Source organism: Acidobacterium capsulatum ATCC 51196 (genome assembly GCF_000022565.1).
Lineage (GTDB): Bacteria > Acidobacteriota > Terriglobia > Terriglobales > Acidobacteriaceae > Acidobacterium > Acidobacterium capsulatum.
Window position 1 is genome coordinate 2,766,240 of the sequence record NC_012483.1, and the last position, 25,192, is coordinate 2,791,431.

The window sequence follows — 25,192 nt, forward strand, 5'->3', positions numbered from 1 at the left end:
GCTCCCGGGGGCAAAAAACCTGTGAATTGCCGCCCGAGGTGCCTTCCCGGTTTCCGTCCGGTTTCCACGGGCAACTCTTCTACACTCATCCCATGGCAGATCAAAAGCATTCCGGTCCGTGGATCACCGCCTACTGCGACGGCGGTTCGCGCGGCAATCCCGGACCCGCCGGTTACGGCGTCTATCTCGAAGACGAGCAAGGGCAAAAGGTCGACGAACTCTACGAATTCCTCGGCGTCAAAACCAACAACGTTGCCGAATACTCCGGCCTGCTCGCCGCCCTCGAATTCGCCCTCGAAGAGGGCCACCCCTGCCTGCGCGTCGTCGCCGACTCCGAGCTGATGGTCAAGCAGATGCAGGGGAAGTACCGCGTCAACAGCCCCGATCTGCGCCCGCTTTATGACGAGGCCAAGCGCCGCGTCGCCCGCCTCGACGGCTTCCGTATCGAGCATGTTCTGCGGGGCAAAAACAAGCACGCCGACCGGCTCGCCAACCTCGCCATGGACGAGGGCACCCGCAAGACCGTCAGCCGTCCCCGCCCGGCATCGAGTCCCGCATCCAGCCCGGCCGCAACTCCGGCAGCACCCGCACCGGCCACCACCGGATCGCTCTTTGCCCAGCCCCCGGCCAGCCGTCCCGCGCCGCCCGCGACTCCAGACCGCCCCATCCTCGGCTTCGTCAAAGGCGGAGTCGTCCATCTCGTCGAAGGCGAACTGCCCGAAGGCACCTTCGTCAGAATCACTCGCGAACGCAAATAGCCCGCGCATCTCGCGCGGGCTATGGGTCGATCACATTCGTGGTGCTCTTACTTCGCCAGCCGCGCCTTCACCATCTCGCTGACCATGCGGCCATCGGCGCGCAGGCCCTTTTGCTGAATGCGCGCCTGCACGGCCTTCATCGCCGTGCCCATGTCCTTGGGGCCAAGATCATCGCCGCTCACGGCCAGCTCGGCAATCGCCTCTTCGACCAGTTGGCGAATCTCCTCTTCGCTCGCGGCTTTCGGCATGTAAGCCTCGATCACCGTGATCTCCCAGGCTTCCTTCCCGGCCAGGTCGGCGCGGCCGCCCTTTTGAAACTGCTCAATCGACTCGCGCCGCTGCTTGATCATCGTCGTGAGCACCTGCTGCGCCTCGGCATCGGTCAGCGGCTCCCGCTTCTCAATTTCCCGCGTCTTGAAGGCGGCCTTCACCATGCGCAGCACGCCGGTGCGCTCCGCGTCCTTGGCTTTCATCGCCGCAATGGTATCGGTATCGATCTGTTTTACGAGGCTCAAAGCGCTTTCTCCACTTCCCAAACCTTCCAGTATAGAAGGACGCGATGAAAATCGCAGATGGCTAGAATGGGGCGCAGAGAGGATACTCCCAGATGCTCAGGAAGACCCGGCTCTTCACTCCTGGCCCGACCCCACTGCTCCCCGCTGCGCAGTTCGCGATGGCCGCCGCTGACATCCACCACCGTACTCCGGAATTTCGCGCCCTGTACCAGCGCGTCCTCGAACAGCTCAAAGCCTTTGTCGGCACCCAGAACGATGTGCTCCTGATGGCCTGCTCCGGCACCGGCGCCATGGAGGCTTCGGTCTCCAATCTCACCTCGCCCGGCGACCGCGTCCTCGTGCTCTCCGCCGGTAAGTTCGGCGAGCGCTGGGTGGCCCTCACCAAGGCTTACGGCTGCAACCCCGACGTCATCAAGGTTCCCTACGGTTCCACCTTCTCGCTCGATGAAGTCCGCGCCGCGCTCAAGCCCGACACTCGCGCCATCTTCATGCAGGCCACTGAAACCTCGACCGCCGTGCGCAATGACGTCGAGGGAGTCGCCAAGCTCATCAAGGAAACCGGAAGCGAAGCCCTCCTCGTCGTCGATGGCATCACCGGTCTCGGCACCACGCACTTTGACATCGATGCCTGGGGCGTCGACGTCATCATCGGCGGCTCGCAGAAGGCCGTCATGATTCCTCCGGGCCTCGCCTATCTCTCGGTCAGCGAGCGCGCCTGGGCCGCGATGGAGCACTCCAAAAACCCGCGCTACTACTTTGACCTGCGCCGCGAACGCAAGAGCGCCAAGGCCGGCGAGTCCGCCTACACGCCTTCGGTCGCGCTCATCGCCGGTCTCGGAGCCGCGCTCGACTACATCGCCTCGCAAGCCGGGGGCGATCTGGCCGCGGGCCGCGAAAACCTTGTGAACAACGCCGAGACCATTGCCGCCATGATGCGCGCCGCTGTCCAGGCGCTGGGCCTCAAGCTCTTCGCGCCTGACTCGCCGGCAGCCGCCGTCACCGCCGTGCTCCCGCCTGAGGGCGTGGATTCCGGCGTCGTCGTCAAAGAGCTCAAGGGCCGCTTTGCCGCCGTCATCACCAATGGCCAGGGCGAGATGAAGGGACAAATCTTCCGCATCGCGCACCTCGGCTTCTTCGACTACATGGACACGATTGCCCTCATCGGCGCGCTCGAGCATGTTGCCATGCACACGCTCAAGCTCCCCGGCTTCACCTACGGCAAGGCCCTTACGGCCGCGCAGCAGGTTTTTGCCGATCGCGTCCTCACTGCGGGCAAGTAAGCACGACGTCCCCCTTCTGTCCCTGCTCTGCATCAACCCGCGCCGCGTCGCGAAGGAGTTGCTGATTCGATGAAGATTGTTCTCGCTGAAAAAGTGTCCCCCGCGACGCTGGCCGTGTTTGCTGCCGAGCCGGGATGGAAGATTGTCACCCACGATCAGGTCAAGGACCTGCACGCCGAGGTCGCCGATGCTGACGGTCTCGTCGTCCGCTCGGCCGTCCAGGTGGATGACGCCCTCATGGCCGCCGCGCCCAAGCTGCGCGTCGTAGGCCGCGCCGGCGTCGGCGTCGACAATGTCGATGCGGAAGCCGCCACCCGCCGCGGCATCGTCGTCATGAATACGCCTGGCGCCAACGCCGTGGCCGTCGCCGAGCTCACGCTCGCTCTCATGATCGGTCTCGCCCGCAACCTGCCCCGCGCCAATGCCACCATGCACGCCGGCAAGTGGGAGAAGAAGTCCCTGCAGGGCGTCGAGCTGCGCGGCAAAACGCTGGGCGTGCTCGGCCTTGGCCGCATCGGCCTTGAGGTTGCCCGCCGCGCCCGCAGCTTCGGCATGGAGATCATCGGTCACGATCCCTTCGTCTCCGCCGCCGTCGCCCGCGAAAACGCCGTTCGCCTCGTCAGCACTGAGGATCTCTTCCGCGAGGCCGACTACCTCACCCTGCACGTGGGCCTCACCCCGCAGACGCACGGCATCATCAACGAGACCACCCTTGCCACCATGAAGAAGGGCGTGCGCATCATCAACTGCGCCCGCGGTGAGCTGATTGTGGAAGCTGCCCTGGCCGACGCTCTCAAGTCCGGCCAGGTGGGCGGCGCCGCGCTCGACGTCTTCGTGACCGAGCCGCCCAAGGAGTCGCCCTTCTTTGGTCTCGACAACGTGATTCTGACGCCGCACATCGCCGGTTCCACCGCCGAGGCGCAGGAGGCTGTCGGCATCCAGATCGCCAAGCAGATGCGCGAGTACCTCAAGCTGGGCGTGGTGCAGAATGCCGTCAACCTGCCCTCGCTCACCCATGAGGAGTACCTGGAGCTCTCGCCCTACATGACGCTCGGCGAAAAGCTCGGCGCATTCCTCGGCCAGTTCTCCACCGGCAGCATCGAGAGCATTGAGATCAGCTACAACGGCCGCATCGCCGAGGGCAAAACCGATCTCATCCGCAATGCCGCCATCGCCGGAGTGCTCGGCCACTCCGAGCAGGTGAACCGCATCAACGCGGCCTCGGTCGCCGAGGAGCGCGGCATCCGCCTGCATGAGCAGAAGAAGGAGAACGCCGCCGGAGGCTCCGGCAACGTGCTCAAAATCGCTCTGCACTCGGCCAGCGGCAAGGTCTCCGCGTCAGGAACGGTGCTGCACGGCAACTCGGCCCGCCTGCTCAACCTTGACGGCATCGACATTGAGGCTCCGCTCGAAGGCATGCTGCTCAGCCTGCGCAATCTCGACGTGCCGGGCGTCATTGGGCGCGTCGGCACCATCCTGGGCGACCACCAGATCAACATCGGCAACTTTGCCCTGGGCCGCTCTGACCGCGACCACCACGGTACAGCGCTGGCCGTCATTCAGGTGGACGGCGCGGTGACCGAGCAGGTGCTGCAAGCCCTGCGCGGCGTCGAGGCGATCACCGAAGTCCGGCTCGTCACGCTGTAACCACGCTGCAGGCATTGCGATCCAAATGCGCGGCCATTCTCTTGAGGGGAGTGGCCGCGCGTGCGTGTGGGGCAGGTAGAAGGACCTGCATGCCAGAATCTTTACGCTCAAAACACCGTAGAATAAAGACATCGTTATTCATTGCATTCGAGGTGAGAAACAGTGCCTCTCTACGAATACCGCTGCAAGCAATGCGGTCATCAGTTTGAGAAGATTCAGAGCTTCAGCGCGCCGGAGCTGAAAGAGTGCCCGGTATGCCAGGGCGAGGTGGAGCGGCTGCTCTCCGCGCCCGCCGTGCAGTTCAAGGGCGCGGGCTGGTACGTGACCGACTACGCCGGTAAAAACGGCTCCAACAAACCCAAGAGCGGCTCCTCCAGCGAAAGCAGCGCCTCGGCCGCGAGCGAAAGCAGCTCCCCGGCCAAGAGCGAAAGCGCGTCGGCCAGCTCCACACCCGCTGCCAAAAGCGAGTAGCTGCCGGGAGGGACGGGAGATACGCCCTTACCCTTAAGTGCGGGCAGCCGATTGAAAATAAAAGGGCTTTTCGGCGAGCGAGCCGGAAAGCCCTTTGCTTTGCGCCGCGAATTTGCTGTTTTGATCCGGTGGGCTGGTGCGGGCGCGAGGAAAATGTGAATGCAGATTCGCATTTATCCGCATATTTCTGCGATTTTTGCGGCATATTGCCCCGCAAGTTGCTCAAAACAATCGGCCAGAGCCAGATGCTTGAGTAAATGTGAATGCGGATTCACATGTTTTCCGGATTTTCGGCATGTGCAGATGGATGGAGCGGAGTAAGGTCAATAGATTTAATGGTTTACGGAGACTCCCGGGAAAAGTGAATGCGGATTCACTTTTGCGCCACTTTTTTCCGGCCTGCGGAGAGCGGTGCGGCGCGGACGGATTATTTGGCCTAAGACGCTGATTGTAATAGGCTTATACAGGAGGTTGGGCTTGGCAAAAATGTGAATTTTGATTCACATTTTTGCCGGCCGATTGCTGCCTAAAAACTCTCTATCTTTATGGTAGCCGGAAGAGGGGGTTTTTCCGGCAGGCCGCATGGACCTGGCAGATCTAAAAGCCGTGCAGATAGAAGCCGTAGACGGCCACCGAAGCCAGCAGGCAATAGATGCCGAATAGGTACCAGCGGCCATTTTCGAGCCAGCCGCTCAGCCACTTCAGGGCTACCAGGCCGGCGAGGAACGAGAAGATCATCCCGAGCAGGCTGGGGAGAAAGAGTCCGCTGACGTGCAGTCCGGCCGAGGTGCCGGTGGCGAGCGCCTGGGCATGTTGCGCATGCACGGCGCGCAGCACCTCCTTGGCGATGGCGGCGGGGGTGAGCACCACCACCAGCGCGAAGCTGAAGACCTCGCTCTGCTGCTTGGTGACCCCGGCGAGCATGCCGGTGGAGATGGTCGCGCCGGAGCGCGAGAAGCCGCGAAAGGGCACGCAGATGCCCTGCACCAGCCCGATCCAGGCAGCCTGCCCCATGGTCAGTTCGCGGGGTCGCTCGGTGGAGGAGTTGCGCTCGTCCTCCTTGCGGCGAAGGAGTCCTGCAATCAGGATCAGCACGCCGGCGGCAAAGAGTGCCGGGGCGATCCAGTTGAGACGGCCGAACATGTCTTCGATGTGGGCGTGGGCCACGTTGTGCAGCACCGTTTTTTCGAGGATCTTTTTAAGCACCTCATAGACGATGGCCGTCAGAATGGTGGCGTAAATGATGCGCACCGCAATCTGCCGGAAGGCGGCCATGCTCGAGAAGTAGCTCTCCTTCCACGAGCGCCAGAAATAGACGATGACGGCAAACATGGTGCCGGTATGCAGCATGACCAGCAGCAGCGTCATCTGCGGCGAGGTCACATCGAGCCCCATCAGCTTTTCCGCAACAATCACATGCGCCGAACTGGAGACAGGCAGCAATTCCGCCAGGCCCTGAATGATGGCGAGCACCACAATCTTGAGCAAAGACATATGCTCTCATTCTGCCTGAGGAATCGTGAGAATCCGCTGATCGCGGAGGCTACCGTGCGATTTTTTTAGAGCAGTAGAAAACGCCGCGGCCCCGGGTCCGAACAGACGGACCCGGAGCACCCAGCGGTGAGACACGGGGCACCCAGTGGTGAGATACGGAGCACCCAGCGGTGAGATACCGGGCACCCAGCGGTGAGACACGGAGCACCCAGCGGTGAGATACGGAGCACCCAGCGGTGAGATACGGAGCACCCAGCGGTGAGATACGAAGCACCCAGCGATGAGACACGGAGACGGCTCTACTTCACTTGCGCGAGCATCAGCTTGGCGATAGTCGCGAGCTGCATGTTTGAGGTGCCCTCGTAGATTTTGCCGATCTTGGCGTCGCGGTAGAACTTTTCGACGGGGTAGTCCTTCACGAAGCCGTAGCCGCCGTAGATCTCCACGGCCTGGCTGGCGACGCGCTCGGCCGTCTGCGAGGCGAAGTATTTGGCCATGGCCGCTTCCTTCACAAAGTCCTTGCCGGCATCTTTGAGCCGGGCGGCGTTGTAGACGAGGAGGCGCGTGGCCTCAATCTCCACGGCCATCTGCGCAATCTGAAACTGCACGCCCTGAAAGTCGGCAATGGCCTTGCCGAACTGCTTGCGCTCCTTGGCGTACCGGGCGGCGCAGTTCCATGCGCCCTGCGCGAGGCCGAGCATCTGCGCGCCAATGCCGATGCGGCCTTCATTGAGGGTCCCGATGGCGATCTTGTAGCCCTTGCCCACCTCGCCGAGGACGTTTTCGGCCGGGACGCGGCAGTCCTCAAAGATCAGCTCGCAGGTCGAGGAGGCGCGAATGCCGAGCTTGTCTTCCTTTTTGCCGAGCGAGAAGCCGGGTGCGTCGCGGTCCACCAGAAAGGCCGTGATGCCCTTGTATCCGGCGGCCAGATCGACGCTGGCAAAGACGATGAAGACGCCGGCCTCTTTGGCGTTGGTGATCCAGAGCTTCTGGCCGTTGAGGTGGTAGTGGTCGCCGCGCAGCTCGGCACGGGTTTGCAGCGCAAAGGCGTCTGAGCCCGAGGACGCCTCGCTGAGCGCGTAGGCTCCGGCCATTTCCGTGGCGAGCAGGGGCAGATATTTGCGCTTCTGCTGTTCGTTGCCCCACTTGAGAATGGCATTGATCGAGAGCGTGTTCTGCACGTCCACCAGCACGCCCACGGCTGGGTCGATGGCCGAGATTTCTTCGACGGCGAGGCAGGCCTCGAAGAAGGTGCCGCCCGCGCCGCCGTATTCGACCGGCACCTCAATGCCCATGAGGCCGAGGTTGAAGAGCTGCGGCAGCAGGCCTTTGGCAAAGTGCTGCTCTTCGTCCATCTGGCGCACGAGCGGGCCGATGTTCTCCTGGGCGAACTCGCGCACGGTGGTGCGGAAGAGCTGCTCGTCGTCGGTCAATTGGGTCAGGGGAAGCATGGGGGCTTCGGCCAGCGTGTCAATCGTCATGAATCTATTCACCTCTACTTCTGACAAACGGATGAGTGTAGCACCGCGAGATAACGACAGAACAGCGAGCCGGAAGGGGGTTCCAGCCTTGTTTGCCGGCCGCTTTCAATTACGATGCCCTTGTGGCCCTGCTTTCTATCCGTGATCTGTGCATCCGGTTTGGCCCGGCGCAAGGCGCCGGCCATCGGCCTGCCGTCGATCACCTTAATTTGACGATTGCGCCGGGCGAAGCGCTCGGGCTGGTGGGTGAGTCCGGCTCGGGAAAATCGGTGACGTCGCTGGCGATTCTGCGGCTGCTGGATGGCGCGGCGGGGGTAAGCGGCAGTATCCGGTTTGACGGGCAGGATCTGCTGGAACTCGCTCCCGATGCGATGCGGCGGCTGCGCGGGCGCGAGATTGCGATGATTTTTCAGGAGCCGATGACGGCGCTGAATCCGGTGATGCCGGTGGGCGAGCAGATCGCCGAGGGGATTCGCGCGCATCATCCGCGCATGAACCGTAAGGAGGTGCGCGAGACGGTGCTGGCCGCGATGGACGCTGTGGCGCTGCCCGATGCGGCGCGCCGGTACAAGGATTATCCGCACCAGTTTTCGGGTGGGCAGCGGCAGCGCATCCTGATTGCGATGGCCATTGCCAACCGCCCCCGGCTGCTGATTGCCGATGAGCCCACCACGGCGCTCGATGTGACGGTGCAGGCGCAGATTCTCGATCTGCTGGCGAGCCTGCGGGAGCAATTCGGGTTGGCGATGCTGTTCATCTCGCACGATCTGGCGGTGGTGTCGCAGGTGGCCGATCGCGTCGCCGTCATGCGGCATGGAGTGCTGCTCGAAGAGGCTTCGCGGCGTGAAATCTTCGAGCATCCGCTGCACCCTTATACGCGCGGGCTGATCGGCGCCGTGCCCACCATGGAGACGCCGCGCGACGAGCCGCTGGCCACGCTGGCGCAGGGGATTGCGGAGAGCGGTGAGTGGCGCGAGGCGCGGCCTGGGCACTGGGTGCGGCAATAAAAAAGATCCCCACCGCGTGGCGTCATGCTTGCGTTATGGCGACGCTGGCGATGGGGATTTCCCGGAGGGGCAAACCTAATCTGGTTGGGCGGAGTGCTGGTAGGGCGAGTGGTGCGGGTTGTCGAGGAAGCTTGCCAGCCGCTCCCCGTTCAGGTCCATGCGTACGATGTCGAGCTCGTGATGGTCATAGTTGGCGACCAGCATGCGCATGGAGCCATGCTCGGGGCGTACATAAATCAGGCTGATGTCGCCATCGCTTCCGCGTTCGAGCACCATGCGCTGCCACTGAGCATCCAGCCGTCCGGCGATCAGCCGGTCCAGTTCTTCTGTGGAAGCCGGGCCGGAAAAGTTATCGAACTCGGCGAGCTTCATGTGCCGCACGCCCCCGCCCGTGTATGCCCCGGCCATGGCGTCGGCCAGCCACAGCATGGGGATGTGCTGAGGCTGCTGGTGGTATTGCCCCTCGACGGCCGAGACGATGGCGTCGAAGCTGTTTCCGCTGCCCAGCAGGGGATGCATGGCGACTGTTCCGGCAATGGCGAGAGCAAGTCCCGCGGCGAGCAGCTTCATTGCTTGCCTCCCTTGCCTGAGGCCGCGGCGGGCATTTTGGGGATGCCGAAGTTGCCCCCGAGTCCGGAGATGTCTTTCGGGTCGATATGGCCCGCGATGTAGACGAAGTCGAGCTCTTTGGGCTCGGCATCGAGCACGAACATGCCCTCGTTTTGCCCGTTCACCATCTTCATGTAGACGTCGGTGTCTGCGGAGTGATTTTTGCTGCGCTCGCGGACCATGGGCACCCACTCCGAGCCGCGGAACTGGCTGCGAATCTGCTCCAGATCAGCCTCGGTATAAGCGCCCGGCTGGGCAAAGGTGTAGGTGTGGACGTAGATGCCCTTGAGGTTCTGGAGCATCTGGCGGGTCTGCTGGTCCTGGCCGGATTTGTCCATGAACTGGCTGGCAAAGCTGAGCATCTTCTTGTCGAGCGTGACATCGGTGTAGTCGCTGGCCCTGGCGGCGAGCTCTTTTTGCAGTTGCACCGGGAAGGCGGGTGCGGATTGCGCGAAGGCCGGCGAGGCGGCGAGCAGCAGAAGAAGAGTGGGCATGAGAGATTTCATGGTTGGGCGTCCTTTCCGTCCTGATTGAGCTTTTGTCCTACCTGTTCGAGGGTGATGTTGGTGATGCGCAGCGCCAGCAGCACCTGTTGCCGCGCGCGCTGGCCGGCCACCTGCCGCTGGTGCTGGTAAATGAGGCTGCCGAGCAGCACTGCAAGCACGACCGTCGCGGCCGTTGCGAGGCGCGCAGCCACGGGGAATGAGAGCAGACGCTTGCGGGCCGGGGCGGGTGAAGCCGATTGCGTTTGCGGGAGGCGCTGCATCAGGCGTTCGGCAAAGCCTTGAGGCGCCGGGCGGCTGCGCAGTGCTTCGCGCAGTTGCTGTTCCAGTTCCGGGTCGATATCAAAGCCGGGGTCAACCACGGGTGTACTCCTTCAGGGTTCGCTCCGCTTTTTCGCGGAGCAGTTTGAGGCCGCGCTGCAGGTGGCTGCGCACGGTGGCGAGCGGCATGCCGAGGGTCTCGGCAATCTGCTGCGGCTCCAGGTCTTCCTGGTAGCGCAGCAGCACGACCGCCCGCTGTTGTTCCGGGAGCGTGAGAAGCAGTTGCTCCACGCGATTCAGCAGCGGATCTTCGCGCTGCGGTTTCGAGGGCGTGAGCAGGTCTTCTTCGAGCGTCATGACCAGATCGCCGCCGCGAGACTTTCGACGCCGCAGAGCATCGGTGGCGCGGTGACAGGCGACGCGGCAGAGCCATGCGGCCAGGTGCTCCTCTGAGGCCATGGAGTGCAAGGAGCGATGGCATTCGAGGAAGACGTCCTGCGCCACCTCCTCGGCGGTGCCGGTGTCGCCCGTGATGCGGAGCGCGATGCTGTAGACGCGGCCCTGATGGCGGCCGACGATCTGCTCGAACGACGGGTAAGGCTTGGCCGGGCTCTGCTGGATGGCGGGCACGATGGTTTTGCGTCCTCTACCTGCCTATACGGAAAGCAGAGGGGAAAATGATGCAGAAATTTTCAGAGGGGGTGTTACAGGGAGAGTGCTTAGGACCGGCAGCGCCCGCACCTTCGCAGGAGCGGGGCTACGGCGCTGCGGAGACGCGGGCGGACCTGGTGCGGGGCTCTCTGGTGCCTTAGTAGGTTTTGTAAGCCTCGTTGAATTTGGGGCGAGGCTGGCTGTTCACATAGGCGGCGATGTCCCACGCCTGCTGGGCGGTGAGGGTGTTGGGCCTTTGGATGGGCATGTTGTATTGAATCCAGGCCGCGAACTTGGCGTTGTGCGACATGCCGGCCCCATCGTTATAGGAGGTCGGCCCCCAGACGGGCGGGTAGGCCAGGGGTCTGCCTTCGCCATTGGCCTGATGGCAGGCGGCGCACTGGGCGATGTAGAGATCTTTGCCCCGAGCGGGGTCTCCGGTGAGTGCGGGCAGGGCGACCAGCGGGAGGTATTCGGCAGGCTTGCTCTTGTCTGGACTGGCTGAGATGGAGTGGAGATAGGCGACGAGGGCGTTCATCTGCGGGCTGTTGGCGGGGAGCGGCTTGCCATTTTCGCTGCGGACGAAGCACTCCTGAATGCGCTGCTCGAGCGTGACGACGTGGCCGGCGCGTTGGCTGAAGCGCGGGTAACGGCTGGCCGTGGCCGTGAGGGGCGTGGCGTAGGGAACGGTTCCGCTGAGGCGGTGGCAGTCGGTGCAGGCGAGCACGTTGCCGGTCCAGGGCGCGGCATAGCGGGGGGTGTCATCAAAGATGAGTTTGCCCTGGCGGACGAGCTGGGCCTGAGAAGTCACAGCGGGCGCAGGCTGGGCGGGTGAAATGCCTGCCCGGGATGCGGAGGGTGGTGCGCTTTGCGGCGCGGCATGGATGACGCCGGTAAAGCCAAAGCCCGCGGCGGCGCACAAAACCAGCACCGCGAGACCGGGAAGGAAGAGACGGGGAAGAAAGAGCCAGAGACGTGCTTTTGACATAACGTTCCTCACTTTTGAGAGGCTGCCGCCGGCAGCGAGCGGAATCCATATTGGTGATAGATCGCCTGCGCCTGCGGGGTTTTGAGAAAGGCGAGCCAGGCGGCCGCGACGGCGGGATGGGGCGCATGGTTGAGCGCGCCGCCGGCATAGATGGCAGTGGCATTCTGCGCGGCCGGGATGGCGAGGCCCTGGATGGGGTTGCCGATGGACTCCTGAAAGCGGACCTCAGAGGCCCAGGTGACGCCTGCATCGGCCTGGCCGCTCATGATGCGCATGGGCGTCTGGCGGTGATGAATCTCAGTCAGGACGGTTTGGCCGGACTGGACCTTGGCCTGGTAGACAGCGTGATAGAGCGATTCGCCGCCGGCCTTGCGAAGCGATGCGGCGATCTGGTTGGCGACGCCCTCCCACTGAGGATTGGGCATCGAGAGCCGGATGCCGGGGCGCGCAAGGTCAGCCAGGGAGTGGATGCCACGCGGGTTCCCTTTGGCGACCATGATGGCGAGATCGTTTGTGGCGTAAGCCACCACGCCGTGGAGCTGGCCGGCCGTCTGCATCTGGCGGACGGCGCGCAGGCCCGCCTCGTACACGTCGGGATGCACCCGCAGCGTCAGGTTGCCGAGGGTGAGGGTGTCATCGTGCGCGATCTGGCGGCGAAGGATGCCGGGCGGAAGCGTCTCGTAAAAAATGTGGCCCTTGAGCTCCGGGTGCTGCTGCTCAAAAGCGGCAATGAGTCTGGGGAGGACAAAAAACTGGTTGCCTCCGATAAAGAGAACCAGCCGGGCGTCGCAGGGATTGCCGTGAAGGTCAGGGACGTTATCGACGTCCGGCACCTGAAAGACATAGCCCTGCGCGGCGGGATCGTTGGCGCCCCGGGACCAGGGCGGCCCCTGCTGAGCTGAGGCCTGCTGGACTGCGGCCAATGCGGCGCCGGCGGTCATCAGCAGCAGTGTTGTCAATAATCTTCGATACATGCTCATGGAGAGGTTCCTGTGTCTTTCTTGCATGGGCGCTCAGGCGACGGTGATGTAGCTGTAGCGGCCTTCGGTCTGCAGCAGCGCGATGGCGGCCACCTGGGCGGCGACGGTCAGGACGCCGGGATAGACATGGGCCAGCCAGTCTTCGGCGATCTCTTCAGGCTTCTGGCTGAGGTTGCGCAGTTTGATGAGCTTGCGGGCCTGCTCCTCGACGGCGGTGTGGCAGCAGAGAAAGTGGACGCCGCGATGCTGGAGGGCCTGAATGCTGGTGTCCTGGTAGAGAGAATCGGGGCTGTCGGGACTGCTGGAGGGGTACTGGAGACCGTGCTTGCTGGGATAGAAGATGTTGCGTTCGGCAGGCTTGCCGGTTTCCGGGTCGGTGACCTTGAACCATTCGCCGACCTTGTACTTCTTCCAGACGTAGTCATCCATGTTGAGCATGTTGGCCGGCCCGTGCAAGGCGGCGGCGATCTGGATCTGGTCTGCTGGAATGCCAAAGCCGAAGTGCAGGCCATTGAGCGAGTTCTTGATGTTGTTGAGGAAGCCGCCTCCGCCGATGGCGATGATGTCGTAGACCTGCTTGACGCGTGCGGGGTGATGCGCCAGGGCGTTGAAGTCCGCGATCTTCCAGGTGGAAGTGGTGGCGACGAGCTGCGCATTGGCGGCAGGGGCAAGACCGGCCATGGTGGAGAGGGCAGCAGCCCCCGCGGCGGCGGTGACAAAGGTGCGGCGGCTGAATTTGCCGGGACTGGAGTTTTTCATCGGTTCCTCGCTTGGGGTGTTGACGGTTGAGGGCTGAGGTCAGGGAGCCAGTAGGGTGGCCGTAGCTCGGGGAGTGTGAATGAAGCCGGCAGGGCCTGTATTTGTCTCGCACATTCAGGGATAGGGCTGGCCGTGACGGAGGTCACAGGGCATAGGCGGGACGGGGACAGACGGCGATGGCCTCTCTGGGTTTGCATGCAGGTTCAGTGTGGAGAAACGGGGCGAGGTGCGTCCAAGCAGAAAATCTTATGGCCGATTAGCGGGCGGGGCGGGGTGAGGGTGGGGAGGAAACTCGGCGGTGAATGTGGGGCGGGAGCTTGGTGTTTGCCGGAAAGTCCTTATTTTCAATTGAGTACGTGGCCTCAAAGGCTTGGGTCAGAATATGACAACAAATCACTCATGTTTTATGCATCCATTGTGCTATAGTCTGCGTCAGATGTACTGAGTGCCGAAGTCGAGCCGGGCAAACGCTCCTTCGGCCCTCAGGCCAAAACTTTTCAAAGGAATCGTACGGAGGTACATCATGGCAATCACTCGTTGGGACCCGTTTCGGGATGTGCTCGCTCTGCAGAACCGCATGAACTCGCTCTTCCAGGACTATGCCCGCACGGGCGGGGATGATCTGGTTTCGACGGCGTCGTTCGTTCCGCCGGTCGATATCTATGAAGACGAGCACAGGATTGTGCTGAAGCTCGAAGTGCCGGGCATGAAGCAGGAGGACTTCGACATTCAACTGGAAAACAACACGCTGACGATTCGCGGCGAGCGGAAGTTTGAGAAAGAAGAGAAGGAAGAGAACTTCCATCGCATTGAGCGGCGTTATGGTACGTTCTTCCGGTCGTTTGCGGTGCCGAACACCGTTAACACCGAGCAGGTGAAGGCGGGCTATGATGCGGGCGTGTTGCGGATTGAGCTGGCGAAGCGCGAGGAGACCAAGCCGAAGCAGATCAAGGTGCAGGTGGGCGCAGGTCCAGTGAAGACGGTGGAGAACAAGCCGGCGGCGTAAAGACAGTTGTCAGTTCTCAGTGACCAGTCCACAGTGCGGGATGGCCCGGTTGGCCATCCCGCTTTTGCTAGCCGGTCTGGAATGAGCTCAGACTAAGAGCTGCGGGGCTGCGAGCTGAGGACGGAAAGCTGGAGACTGGGCACTGAAGGCTGGCACTGAAAATTGGGGACCGATAACTGGCAACTGAGGTGAAATATGGCGATTCGTTGGGACAAATTTACGGTGAAGTCGCAGGAGGCGGTGCAGGCGGCGAGTGGGATTGCGAGCGAGCATGGGAATCCTGAGCTGCTGACGCTGCACTTGCTGGCCGCACTGCTGGCCGATCAGGAGAGCATCGTGGTGCCGGTGCTCGAGAAGGTGGGCGTGCCCACGGCGCAGTTGCGCACCAAGGTGGAGGAAGCGATTGCGAAGCTGCCGAAGGTGAGCGGAGCCTCGGCGCAGCCTGGGATTGCGGCGACGCTGAACAAGGTGTTTGACCAGGCCTTCAAGGAAGCGGAGAACTTCAAGGACGATTACGTCTCGACGGAACATCTTTTATTGGCGATGGCCGCGCAAAAGAACGATGGCGCGCAGTTGCTGCTGGCCTCGGTGGGCGCGACGTATGACGCGATATTAAAGAGCCTGAGCAGCGTGCGCGGTTCGCAGCGGGTGACGGACCAGAATCCGGAAGGCAAATTTCAGGCGCTGGAGAAGTATGCGAAGGACCTGACGGAACTGGCGCGGCGCGGCAAGCTGGACCCGGTGATTGGGCGCGACGAGGAGATTCGCCGCGTGGTGCAGGTGCTGTCGCGGCGGACGAAGAACAATCCGGTGCTGATTGGCGAGCCGGGCGTGGGCAAGACGGCGATTGTGGAGGGGCTGGCGCGGCGCATTGTGCATGGCGACGTGCCGGAGATTTTGCGCGAGAAGCGAGTGATTTCGCTTGACCTTGGCTCGATGCTGGCCGGGGCGAAGTTTCGCGGCGAGTTTGAAGACCGCCTGAAGGCTGTGCTGAAAGAGATTGAGGAGTCGAATGGGCAGATCATTCTGTTCATCGACGAGCTGCACACGCTGGTGGGCGCGGGCGCGGCAGAGGGCGCGATTGATGCGTCGAACATGCTGAAGCCGGCGCTGGCGCGCGGCGAGCTGCGCGCGATTGGCGCGACGACGCTGAACGAGTATCGCAAATACATTGAGAAGGACGCGGCGCTGGAGCGGCGCTTTCAGATTGTGTTTGTGGGCGAGCCGAATGTCGAGGACACGATTGCGATTTTGCGCGGGCTGAAGGAGCGCTATGAGGCGCATCACAAGGTGCGCATCAAGGATGCGGCGATTGTGTCGGCCGCGACATTGTCGCATCGCTATATCTCGGACCGGTTTTTGCCGGACAAGGCGATTGACCTGGTGGACGAGGCGGCGGCTTCGCTGGCGATTCAGATAGGATCGGTGCCCACGGAGATAGATCAACTGGAGCGCGAGGCGACGTCGCTTGAGATTGAGCGGACGGCGTTGAAGCGCGAGACGGACCAGAATTCCAAAGACCGGCTGGAAGTGGTGGAGCGCGAATTGGCCGCATTGAAGGAGCAGGCGACCGGGCTGCGGGCGCGCTGGCAGAAGGAGCGCGAGGCAATCACGCAACTGAGCGAGCTGAAGAACCGTGTGGAGGCGCTGCGCTTTGAGGCCGATGAGCAGACGCGGCGCGGAAACCTGGAGCGCGCCGCGCAGATTCAGTACGGCGAGTTGCCGCGGCTGGAGGCCGAGGTGCAGAAGCTGAACGCGCAGCAGGAGGGCGCGGAGAATGCGCAGCGCATGCTGAAAGAAGAAGTGGATGAGGAAGACATTGCGCGCGTGGTGAGCAAGTGGACCGGGATTCCCGTGGCCAAGATGCTTGAGGGCGAAGTGCAGAAGCTGGTGCAGATGGAGGAGCGGCTGCGCGACCGGGTCGTGGGGCAGGATGAGGCGCTGAGCACGGTGGCGAATGCGATCCGTCGTTCGCGCGCGGGGCTGAGCGACCCGAAGCGGCCGATTGGCTCGTTTATTTTCCTGGGACCCACGGGCGTCGGCAAGACGGAGACGGCGCGGGCGCTGGCCGAGTTCCTGTTTGATGACGAGCAGGCGATGATTCGCATCGACATGAGCGAGTACATGGAGAAGCATGCGGTGGCGCGTTTGATTGGCGCGCCTCCGGGCTATGTGGGCTATGACGAGGGCGGCCAGTTGACGGAGGCCGTGCGGCGGCGGCCTTACTCGGTGGTGCTGTTTGACGAGATCGAGAAGGCGCATCCGGATGTGTTCAACGTGCTGCTGCAGGTGCTGGACGACGGGCGGCTGACGGACTCGAAGGGGCGCACGGTGGACTTCAAGAACACGGTGCTCATCATGACCTCAAACCTGGGCGCGCAGGCGCTGCATGCCGAGGCGTTGCAGGATGAAGCGGCCTTTGAGCAGGCGCGCGAGCAGGTGATGGAGGTGCTGCGGCAGAGCTTTAGGCCGGAGTTTTTGAACCGCGTGGATGACATTGTGATCTTCCGTCCGCTGGGCGAAGCGCAACTGGTGCATATTGTGGATCTGCGGCTCAAGGATCTGGAGCAGTTGCTGAAGGAGCGTCACATCACGATTGAGCTGACGGATGCGGCGCGGCATCAGCTCTTCCTGAGTGGATATGATCGCGCGTACGGTGCGCGTCCGTTGAAGCGTGCCATGCAGCGGTTGATTCAAGATCCGCTGGCGATGCGGATTCTGGATGGAGAGGTGCTGCATGGGGATCATGTGCGGATTGATGCTGATCCGCTCAAGAACCAGTTGAGCTTTGAGGTGACGGGAAGAGAGGCGGTGAAGTGAAGGGAGACTTGGTCCATCCTTTCCACCCTTCGCTTCCCACCTCATCTACGAAGACCTGTCGATGGGCACTCTGATTCTCCGAGAGTACTGAATCCCAGGTCCGAAAACACGGACCTGGGGCACCCCCTGAAGTATGGAATGCCCGATAGCTTCGGCTGGAATGACACATTTTTTCTATGAAAAAGCCCCGCATTCCGGATAGATGCGGGGCTTTTGTATCTGTGAGAGTGCTAAAAGGTGAAGCGCGAGGAGAATTGCAGTTCGCGGGCGGGAAGCTGATTGCTCACGCCGGGGAGGGGTTGTCCGAATCCCTGGCCGGGTGCGTTGCCGTTGCCGTAGGTTCCGCTGTAGCCGACAAAGTTGGCATGGTTGGTGGCGTTGAGCGCTTCGGCGCGCAGAGCCAGATGGGCGCGGGTGCCGGGGATGGGAAAGTCGCGCTCGACGAAGGGTGAGACGTCGTAGATGGCTTCTCCGCGGCCGGTGTTGCGGCCGATGACGTGGCCATCGATTACGGGACGGTCGGTGGTGGCGCGGTTGTCGCCGCTGTTGGTGGTGCCGGTGACGATGTTGTAGGGCAGGCCCGACGCCAGCGTGGCGATGCCGCCGAGCTGGATGCGGAAGGGCGCGTCATAGACGCCGCTGAGGACGAAGCGATTGCGCTGGTCAAAGATGGCGTTGCCGTATTCCGCGGTGCCGGTGAAGTTGGGGTCGTTGGGATTCTGGCTGGGAATGTCAGGGTCTACGTTGTCGAGCGCGTGCGACCACGCGTAGCTGGCGAGCAGCCAGGAACCGTTGGCGAAGTGATGGTTGAGATTGATGTCAAGCGCGTTGTAGTTAGCGTAGCCATCGTTCACGTCGCTCTGAATGACGGAGTAGGGCGGCTCAGGATTGCTGGCATGAGTGGGGCTGCAGGTCATGCCGTGCTCGTTGTACCAGTAGACCCAGTAGGGGCGGGTGCAGTTGGCCGCCTGCGCGCTGCGGGACTGGCCTTGCGCGGTGCGAATGAAGGGCGCGGGCGAGTCGAGGTCGAGCGGGCGCACGTTGTGGAGGGTGTGCGAGCCCACGTAGTCGAGGCTGAGGGTCCAGTGCCCGGGCAATGCGCGTTGCAGGCCGAGCGTCCACTGCTCGGTGTAGGGGTTGAGGAGCACGCCGGGATAGCCCTTGAGCGTGGAGACGGGGAAGAACTGGTTGTAGTAAGCGGCGCGGCCGGGACGGATGTAAAGACTGAGCAGCGGCACCTGCGCTCCGGCAGGAAAGGCCGGGAGCGGCGCGGCGGCGACGCTGGTGGGAAAGCCGATCTGGCCCGGCGCGGCGGTGTAGTTGAAGACGCCGGTGGGTCCGGTGAGTGCGTAGTTTGCCTGAGAGTTGTCGACGATTTGCGAGTAGTAGATGCCGAAGCCGCCGCGCACTACGGTCTGGCCGCGTCCGCCGAGGTCGTAGTCAAAGCCAATGCGCGGGGCGAAATCGTTGCGGGCATCGGTGAAGGTCTGCTGTTCATAGCGCAGGCCGAGGTTGAGGGTGAGGTTGTTGCTGGCCTGATAGTCGTCCTGCGCGAAGAGCGCCCAGAGAAAGTCGTTGACCGTGTAATTGGCGTTGCCGTAGCTCTGGGTGTAGGTCTGCACGTTGGCGATGTTGCCGAGATAGGCCGGGCTTTCGCAGTAGGAGAGCGACTGCGTGCAGGTGTTGTAGACGAATTCTCCGTCGTAGATGGGGCCGCCGAACTCTTTGCTGTCGCCGCCGGTGTGAGCCGCGACGAGGCTCGCGCCGAAGCGGACCTGATGGCGTCCCCAATCGGCGGAGAGCACATCGTCGGCGGAGTACTGGTGGTTCATGAGCAGCGCCTGCTGCGAGGTGCCCGAGGTGAAGGTTCCGCCGGTGGAGATGGGCACGGAGTATTCGGTGCCGTAGACGGCGGGGTCAAACTCGGTGATGGGCGAGGCAAGCTGGAACTGTGCGCGGAGGTCGTTGAGCAGCGTGGGGCTGAGGATGTAGGTGTCGCCAATCTCTGTGGTGTAGGTGCGGCGGCGGAAGGTGCGCGCGACGGAGGGCAGCGTGTTGCCGCCGACGATTCCAGTGGGGTTGGTGTCGTAAAAAAGGTCGTCGCTCTCGCGCAGAAAGACGCGGTGCTTTGCGCTGAACTCGTGATCGATGCGCAGGTAGGCAAGGCCTCCGCGATATTTGCCGATGAAATTGCCGGGCGCGATGGGCGAGGTGACGGGCGAGGCCTTGTTTTCAGAGCTGTATTCGCCAGAGACGAAGAACTGCGTGCGGTGACCGAGCGGGCCGGAGAGTGAAGCGGCGGCCTGGCCCAGGGTGTCATTGGTGAGATCGTTGCCGCTGGCCGCGTTGGTGCTGTTGAAGCCGGAGAGTTTGGCCTCAGTGGAAGATGGCCTCCACATGCCGAAGGCAGAGCCGTGGAATTGATTTGTGCCGCTTTTGGTGACAATATTCACGACGCTGCCGGCGCTGGCTCCGTATTCGGCGGAGAAGGAGTTTTCAAGCACGGTCATTTCGCTGACCGCGTTGAGAGGAATATCGCTGAAGATTGTCTGCCGGCCCCAACTGTCATTGGCGTTTGCACCATCGACCTCGAACCAGGTCTGGCGGCGGCCCGCACCGTTGGTGGTGAAGAGATCCTGATTCATGAAGATGTCGCCCTGGTTGATGGCGGGGCGGTTGGCGGCGTTGAGCAGCGGCAGGTAGGTGATGCGGCTGTTGAAGAGCGGCAGGTTGCGTATCTGGCGCGCGGTGAGGACCTCGCCCATCTGGGGCTCGTCGGTGCGCAGTGCGCCTGCTTCGCCGGTGACGACCACGCGGGCAGAGCTGCCGGGAAGCGAGAGACGTGCGTAGATTTGCGCGGTCACTCCCGCTTCGAGTTGCAGGGCATGGATGTGTGCGGGAGCGAATCCCTGAGAGTTTGCGGTGAGGGTATAGCTGCCGGCGATGGGCAGGCTGCCAAACGTAGCAGTGCCGCCGGGGCCGGTGAGCGTGTGGCGCGTGAGGGCGGATTGCGGATTGCTCAGCGTGACGAGTGCATGCGCGATGGCGCGGCCGTCGGGGTCAAGGACGTGGACTCGAAGGGTCGCAGTGTCAGGGGTCTGCGCAGCGGCAGCGGCTGCGAGTGAGAGGCAGAGAAGAAGTCCACAAAACGCACGAAACATATAAAGAAGATTAATGTGCGCAGTAGCCATTTTGCGGGCGAACTCCGCATGGCTATACGACTTTCTACGAATTTAGGTGGAATACCGGGAAGCTCGTGGGCCGCTGAGGAAAGACAGGGATTTACGATAGAGGGTTCGCTCATCCCCGGAGGTTCCGCAGTGTCTGTTTGGCGTGCGCTCGTGTTTCGTTGTTTTGGCTGTCTTTGTGTTGCAGCAGGGTTTGGCGCGGCCGCCATCGCGCAGGCGCAAGTGGTGGCGCTGACGCATGTGGGCCATGTGCGGCCTTTGCCCGATGGCATTGAGGTGCAGAGCGGCCCGGGCGTGCTGCGGGTGCTGGCACTGCGCGGCGATGTGCTGCGCTTTACGATGTCGAGCACGGCGAAGCTGCCGGATGGCGGTTCGTGGGCTGTGCTGCCGGCGGCGCGCGAGGCGCGGGTGAAGGTGACGCCGTATTCGAGCGCGGATGCCGTGGGCTTTGATACTCCTGACCTGGAAGTACGCATTGCGCGAAGCACGATGCTGACCACCGTGCTCGATGCGCAGGGCCATGTGCTGATGAGGGATGCCTCGCCTGTGGAGTTCTACAAGAGCGACAAGGAAGGCGACACCGGCTTTGAGGTGTGGAAGGTGATGCCGCGGAACGAGCACTACTTCGGACTGGGTGATAAGACGGCCCCGCTTGACCGGCGCGGCTGGCAGTTCACGATGTGGAATACGGATCACCCGTACTGGCAGCGGGGCACGGATCCGATCTATAAGGACATTCCTTACTTCATGGCCTTTCGCGCGGGCAAGGCTTATGGGCTGTATCTGGACAATACGTGGCGGACGACGTTTGATTTTGGCAAAGAGCGGCGGGATGAGTATTCGTTTGGATCAGAAGGCGGCCCGCTGGACTATTACTTCTTTTATGGCCCCACGCCGAAGAAGGTGGAGCGCGATTATGCGTGGCTGACCGGCACGATGCCGCTGCCGCCCAAGTGGACGCTCGGCTATCAGCAGTCGCGCTTCAGCTATGGCACAGCAGCCAAGGTGCGGGCGATTGCCGATCATCTGCGGCAGGACAAGATTCCTGCCGATGCCATCTACATGGACATCGATTACCAGGTTCACTACCGGCCCTTCACGATTGACGAGAAGAAGTTTCCGGATTTTCCGGCGCTGGTAAAGGAGTTGGCGAAGCAGGATTTTCATTTGGTGATGATCACTGACCTGCACATTGCTTATCTGCCGAAGGACAAGAGCTATGCGCCGTTCCAGACAGGGGAAGCGGGCGATCACTTTCTGCACAATCCTGATGGGTCGCTGTTTGTGGGGGATGTGTGGCCGGGGGCGGCGGTGTTTCCTGATTTCACGCAGCAGGCGACGCGGAAGTGGTGGGGCGGGCTCTACAAGCAGTTTTACTCCTACGGGGTGGGCGGCTTCTGGAATGACATGAATGAGCCGTCTGTCTTCAACACGGCCACGAAGACCGCGCCTCTCGATGTGGTGGGTCAGGTGAAAGAGCCGGGCTTCAAGACGCGCGCGATCACGCAGCGCGAGATGCACAACATCATGGGGCTTGAGAATTCCCGCGCGACCTATGACGGGCTGCTGGCGTTGAAGCCGAATCAGCGCGCCTTTGTGTTGACGCGTGCCACCTTTGCGGGCGGCCAGCGCTATGCCGCGACGTGGACGGGAGATAATTCGGCGACCTGGGCGCAGCTTGCGTTGAGCACTCCGATGCTCGAGAACATGGGCCTGAGCGGGTTCACGATGACGGGCGACGACATTGGGGGATTTCTGGGATCGCCCTCGATGGACCTGTTGACGAAGTGGTTTGAGGTGGGCGCGTTCAATCCGATCTTCCGCGATCACACGGACAAGGGCACGCATCCGCAGGAGCCGTGGGCCGGAGGGCCCGCGCAGGAGGCGATTCGCCGGAAATACATCGACACGCGCTATCGGCTGCTGCCCTATTTCTACACGACGGTGCAGCATGCCTCCGAGACGGGGATTCCGGTGATGCGGCCGCTGTTCCTGGATTTTCCGAAAGCTGCTTCGGACGGAGACCCGCTCGATCTGGATGCGCCGGGCGAGTTCTTGTTTGGTCCGGACCTGCTGGTGGCTCCGCCACGCTATCCCGATGAGGTGCAGGATTACACGGTGACGCTGCCGCCGGCGCCCTGGTATGACTTCTGGACTGGCGAGAAGGTGACGCCGGATGCGGGTGCAGCGCAGGCCGGAGCCGGCAATGAGGCAAAGCTCGCGACGGTTACGGTTCATCCCACGCTGGCGGTGCTGCCGGTGTATGCGAAGGGCGGTTCGGTGATCCCGATGCAGCCGCTGGTTGAGAGCACGGAACAGACGCCGCAGGGGCCGCTGGAGTTGAGGGTGTATCCGGGACCGGATTGCCACGGGACGCTCTACGATGACGACGGGATCAGCTTTGATTACAAGCATGGCGATTTTCTGCGTGTGGATTACACCTGCGCGTCTTCGCCGCACGAGTTGACGCTGCACATCGGTGCGCAGAAGGGGACGTATCCCGCATGGTGGAAGCAGGTTCGCGTGCTGGTGTATGGCTGGCCACAGCCAGCGGAGCATGCGACGGCGCTGCTGGACGGCAACGCGGTGCAAGGGGTGCAATACGACGCGGCGCAGCATGCGGTGCAGGTGGTGATTCCGCAGAACAAGAACGGCGGGACGCTGACGCTGCGGAACTAACTCTGAGGTGCGGCGCTTTCGGTGACGATGATGCGGTCGTGCAGGCGCTGATCGCCCGAGGCCGAGGCGTCGCCGGAGACGACATAGGCGACGGCCGCGCCGATGAGGGCGGGAATGAGGAAGGCGTGCGCGCCAGTGGCTTCGGCTACAAAGACGACGGCTGCGAGCGGAGTCTTGTATCCGGCAGCGATGAAGGATGCCATGCCCACGGCCGCGTACAACTCTGGTGCGGAGCTGTGCGCGACGGATTGCGCGAAGGCGGTTCCCAGCGCGCCGCCGGTGAGGAACAGCGGGACGAACATGGCGCTGACTCCGCCAGCGGCGAGCGTAAAGAGTGTGGCTGCGAGCTTGAGCACGCTGAAGACCAGCAGTTCAAGTGACGAGTGGTGCTGGTGGAGCAGGATGCCCACCGCTTCGTAATTTGCGCCCAGCGGCACCAATGGGCCGCGATAGAGCGCGAGGAAAGCGAAGCCACAAAGGCCGGTGGCAAAGCTGCCGAGCGTGAGCTTGATCCAGTGAGGCCTGCGCCATTGCACAAACCAACGGCGCGCCCGGCGAAATGTGGTGACGAAGGCCGTGGCCACCAGGCCGACCAGAAGCCCCAGCAGCGCGCACCATGCGAGGTCTGCGTCCCGCCAGGTGACGGCGCTATGAAAGCCGAAGAGCGGCTGGCTGCCCAGAATGGAGGCCAGCGTGGCATAGGAAACCACCGAGGCAATGAGCGAGGGCACCAGCGCTTCATGGGCGAGGTCGTCCTTGTAGGGCATCTCCAATGCGAAGACGATGCCGGTGAGCGGCGCACGGAAGACGGCAGACATGCCGGCGGCCGCGCCACAGATGAGCAGGATGCGCCGGTCAGTCCCGGTGAGGCGCAGGCGCTTTTGCAGTCTGGTCCACAACAGAGAACCCACCGCGCCGCCGCCGTAGATGCTGGGGCCCTCAAGCGCCGCGCTGCCACCGAGGCCTACGGTGGTGATGGCCGCGATGAGCTTGGGGACGAAGGAGCGCAGATTCATGCGGCCCGAGTGCTCGTGGTAGGAGCGAATCACTTCCTCAGTGGAATGCTCATCGGGGTTTGGCGTGAACCACTGCATGATGAGTCCGGTGAGCAGGCCGCAGAGCAGGAGGCCGGGAAGGATTGTCCAGGGGTGGTGCAGATAGAGGCCGAGCACGGGGGGCCAGATTCCCTTGAGGATGACGACCGCGATCAAGGTGATGAGCAGGCCGGTGATGACTCCGACGAGGGGCGCGGCGATGAGCCACTTGATGAGATCGCGCGAATAGATTTCCTTGAGGTCCTGATGCACAAGGGGAAGATATTTCTCCAGCAGCGGATGATGCAGCAGCCGGTAGGGCCGCGCCATGGTTGCGTGCGGCGATGCCGGTGTGCGCGAGGTATCTGTATGGTCTTTCAACGCTGCACCTTGTCTGCGTTCTGCATTCTCAACATGCCGGAGCGCACGCGGCTAACTTCTTCCTTGTGGAGTTGCGTGAGCCCGGCCAGGATTTTTCTTCCGCGGGGAGTCAGAGAGACGCGCACGGCGCGGCCATCGTCCGGGTCGGGTTGCCGCTCGACGAGGCCGCCTTGCTCCGCGCGCTCGACGAGGCCGATTACGGAGTGATGCTTCTCCTGCAGGAATTCAGCCAGTTCTGAGATATTGGCTGTTCCCGTCTGGCTGAAGCCGGCAATGCCCAGCATCAACTGATGCTGCTGCGGCGTGATGCCGGCGGCGCGGGCGGCCTGCTCACTGAAGCGCAGGAATTTGCGGAGCGAGTATCGAAAGGCTGCCAGATCACGGAGCGTTGCGAGGAGTTCGAGTTGATTGTCTTCCGGGCTCATGTTCTCTGTTTTTATTTATATCGTATAGCGATATAAATGCGGCAGGCTAACGAGCTCTGGAGCGGCGCGATTCCCTCATCTTCATGGGAAACGGGTCAAGTTGGCCGGAAATTGTGATTTTCGTTCCAGTGAATTCTTCTCTGGCGCGGAAAACATTTTCTCGGGTACTATGTTCGAGCTTAGAAAAGCGATTTTTCATGACAACGTTGTTCTGCTTGAAAGCGCGGGCGGTGAGGCCGGTTTTTGAGCAGGCTC

General features: G+C 62.5%; 21 protein-coding genes. 8 read left to right on the forward strand and 13 right to left on the reverse strand.

The annotated features are described in order from the left end of the window. Positions 1–92: 92 nt before the first annotated feature. Positions 93–758 carry a ribonuclease HI family protein gene (locus ACP_RS11370; RefSeq protein ID WP_015897475.1) on the forward strand — a complete coding sequence of 222 codons (666 nt, stop codon included), beginning with the start codon at positions 93–95 and terminating at the stop codon, positions 756–758. A 47-nt stretch (positions 759–805) separates the two neighbouring features. Here ACP_RS11370 and ACP_RS11375 read toward each other — a convergent pair whose 3' ends face one another. After that, a complete protein-coding gene (locus ACP_RS11375; protein WP_015897476.1) occupies positions 806–1,273 on the reverse strand; it encodes a GatB/YqeY domain-containing protein in 468 nt (155 codons plus the stop codon). A gap of 92 nt (positions 1,274–1,365) precedes the next feature. On the opposite strand from ACP_RS11375, the gene ACP_RS11380 reads away from it, so the two are divergent. The 3 genes from ACP_RS11380 to ACP_RS11390 all read left to right on the forward strand — a co-directional run bounded on the left by ACP_RS11380 (position 1,366) and on the right by ACP_RS11390 (position 4,671). Then, the gene (locus ACP_RS11380) at positions 1,366–2,553 is read left to right on the forward strand and encodes a pyridoxal-phosphate-dependent aminotransferase family protein (RefSeq protein ID WP_015897477.1); all 1,188 of its coding nucleotides are present in this window, start codon (positions 1,366–1,368) and stop codon (positions 2,551–2,553) included. Positions 2,554–2,622: 69 nt separating this feature from the next. Then, positions 2,623–4,200 (forward strand): phosphoglycerate dehydrogenase, encoded by a 1,578-nt coding sequence (gene serA / locus ACP_RS11385; protein ID WP_015897478.1) that lies wholly within the window; start codon positions 2,623–2,625, stop codon positions 4,198–4,200. A 162-nt stretch (positions 4,201–4,362) separates the two neighbouring features. Next, a complete protein-coding gene (locus tag ACP_RS11390) occupies positions 4,363–4,671 on the forward strand; it encodes an FmdB family zinc ribbon protein (RefSeq protein WP_015897479.1) in 309 nt (102 codons plus the stop codon). A gap of 597 nt (positions 4,672–5,268) precedes the next feature. Here ACP_RS11390 and ACP_RS11395 read toward each other — a convergent pair. Both ACP_RS11395 and ACP_RS11400 read right to left on the reverse strand, forming a co-directional pair. Then, a complete protein-coding gene (locus tag ACP_RS11395) occupies positions 5,269–6,165 on the reverse strand; it encodes an undecaprenyl-diphosphate phosphatase (RefSeq protein ID WP_015897482.1) in 897 nt (298 codons plus the stop codon). Positions 6,166–6,464: 299 nt separating this feature from the next. Then, positions 6,465–7,616: an acyl-CoA dehydrogenase gene (locus tag ACP_RS11400; protein ID WP_015897483.1), complete on the reverse strand. Its 1,152-nt coding sequence runs from the start codon at positions 7,614–7,616 to the stop codon at positions 6,465–6,467. A gap of 122 nt (positions 7,617–7,738) precedes the next feature. Here ACP_RS11400 and ACP_RS11405 point away from each other — a divergent pair, with 122 nt between their 5' ends. After that, positions 7,739–8,653 carry an ABC transporter ATP-binding protein gene (locus ACP_RS11405; protein WP_015897484.1) on the forward strand — a complete coding sequence of 305 codons (915 nt, stop codon included), beginning with the start codon at positions 7,739–7,741 and terminating at the stop codon, positions 8,651–8,653. Positions 8,654–8,728: 75 nt separating this feature from the next. Here the strand turns inward: ACP_RS11405 and ACP_RS11410 are convergent, their stop codons facing one another. The 7 genes from ACP_RS11410 to ACP_RS11440 all read right to left on the reverse strand — a co-directional run bounded on the left by ACP_RS11410 (position 8,729) and on the right by ACP_RS11440 (position 13,404). Beyond that, entirely contained in the window at positions 8,729–9,223 is a 495-nt protein-coding gene (locus ACP_RS11410) for a hypothetical protein (protein WP_015897485.1), read from the reverse strand. After that, the gene (locus ACP_RS11415) at positions 9,220–9,756 is read right to left on the reverse strand and encodes a DUF4252 domain-containing protein (protein WP_169305970.1); all 537 of its coding nucleotides are present in this window, start codon (positions 9,754–9,756) and stop codon (positions 9,220–9,222) included. Before ACP_RS11415 ends, ACP_RS11410 begins: the two co-directional genes overlap by 4 nt. Positions 9,757–9,764: 8 nt before the next feature. Beyond that, a complete protein-coding gene (locus ACP_RS11420) occupies positions 9,765–10,127 on the reverse strand; it encodes a hypothetical protein (RefSeq protein WP_015897487.1) in 363 nt (120 codons plus the stop codon). Continuing rightward, on the reverse strand, positions 10,120–10,656 hold the full coding sequence (locus ACP_RS11425; RefSeq protein WP_015897488.1) for an RNA polymerase sigma factor: 537 nt from the start codon (positions 10,654–10,656) through the stop codon (positions 10,120–10,122). The genes ACP_RS11420 and ACP_RS11425 overlap by 8 nt, the downstream gene beginning before the upstream one ends. 178 nt (positions 10,657–10,834) lie before the next feature. After that, the gene (locus ACP_RS11430) at positions 10,835–11,665 is read right to left on the reverse strand and encodes a c-type cytochrome (RefSeq protein ID WP_015897489.1); all 831 of its coding nucleotides are present in this window, start codon (positions 11,663–11,665) and stop codon (positions 10,835–10,837) included. Positions 11,666–11,673: 8 nt separating this feature from the next. Continuing rightward, on the reverse strand, positions 11,674–12,624 hold the full coding sequence (locus ACP_RS11435; RefSeq protein ID WP_202944463.1) for a substrate-binding domain-containing protein: 951 nt from the start codon (positions 12,622–12,624) through the stop codon (positions 11,674–11,676). Positions 12,625–12,678: 54 nt separating this feature from the next. Further along, positions 12,679–13,404, reverse strand: a complete 726-nt coding sequence (locus ACP_RS11440) for a hypothetical protein (protein ID WP_041839521.1) — start codon at positions 13,402–13,404, stop codon at positions 12,679–12,681. 523 nt (positions 13,405–13,927) lie between these two features. Here ACP_RS11440 and ACP_RS11445 point away from each other — a divergent pair. Then, entirely contained in the window at positions 13,928–14,410 is a 483-nt protein-coding gene (locus tag ACP_RS11445; RefSeq protein ID WP_015897492.1) for an Hsp20/alpha crystallin family protein, read from the forward strand. 195 nt (positions 14,411–14,605) lie between these two features. Then, positions 14,606–17,230: an ATP-dependent chaperone ClpB gene (gene clpB, locus ACP_RS11450; protein WP_015897493.1), complete on the forward strand. Its 2,625-nt coding sequence runs from the start codon at positions 14,606–14,608 to the stop codon at positions 17,228–17,230. 230 nt (positions 17,231–17,460) lie between these two features. On the opposite strand, the gene ACP_RS11455 is transcribed toward clpB, so the two are convergent. Beyond that, complete coding sequence (locus tag ACP_RS11455; protein WP_015897494.1) at positions 17,461–20,421, reverse strand: TonB-dependent receptor; 2,961 nt, start codon at positions 20,419–20,421, stop codon at positions 17,461–17,463. 129 nt (positions 20,422–20,550) lie between these two features. Between ACP_RS11455 and ACP_RS11460 the strand changes: the two genes are divergently transcribed. Further along, on the forward strand, positions 20,551–23,097 hold the full coding sequence (locus ACP_RS11460) for a glycoside hydrolase family 31 protein (RefSeq protein ID WP_015897495.1): 2,547 nt from the start codon (positions 20,551–20,553) through the stop codon (positions 23,095–23,097). On the opposite strand, the gene ACP_RS11465 is transcribed toward ACP_RS11460, so the two are convergent. Together ACP_RS11465 and ACP_RS11470 are read right to left on the reverse strand one after the other, a co-directional pair. Further along, entirely contained in the window at positions 23,094–24,512 is a 1,419-nt protein-coding gene (locus ACP_RS11465) for a chloride channel protein (protein WP_015897496.1), read from the reverse strand. The two genes, ACP_RS11460 and ACP_RS11465, sit on opposite strands and share 4 nt — an antisense overlap. Beyond that, positions 24,509–24,937 carry a MarR family winged helix-turn-helix transcriptional regulator gene (locus ACP_RS11470; protein WP_015897497.1) on the reverse strand — a complete coding sequence of 143 codons (429 nt, stop codon included), beginning with the start codon at positions 24,935–24,937 and terminating at the stop codon, positions 24,509–24,511. Before ACP_RS11470 ends, ACP_RS11465 begins: the two co-directional genes overlap by 4 nt. Positions 24,938–25,192: the final 255 nt, after the last annotated feature.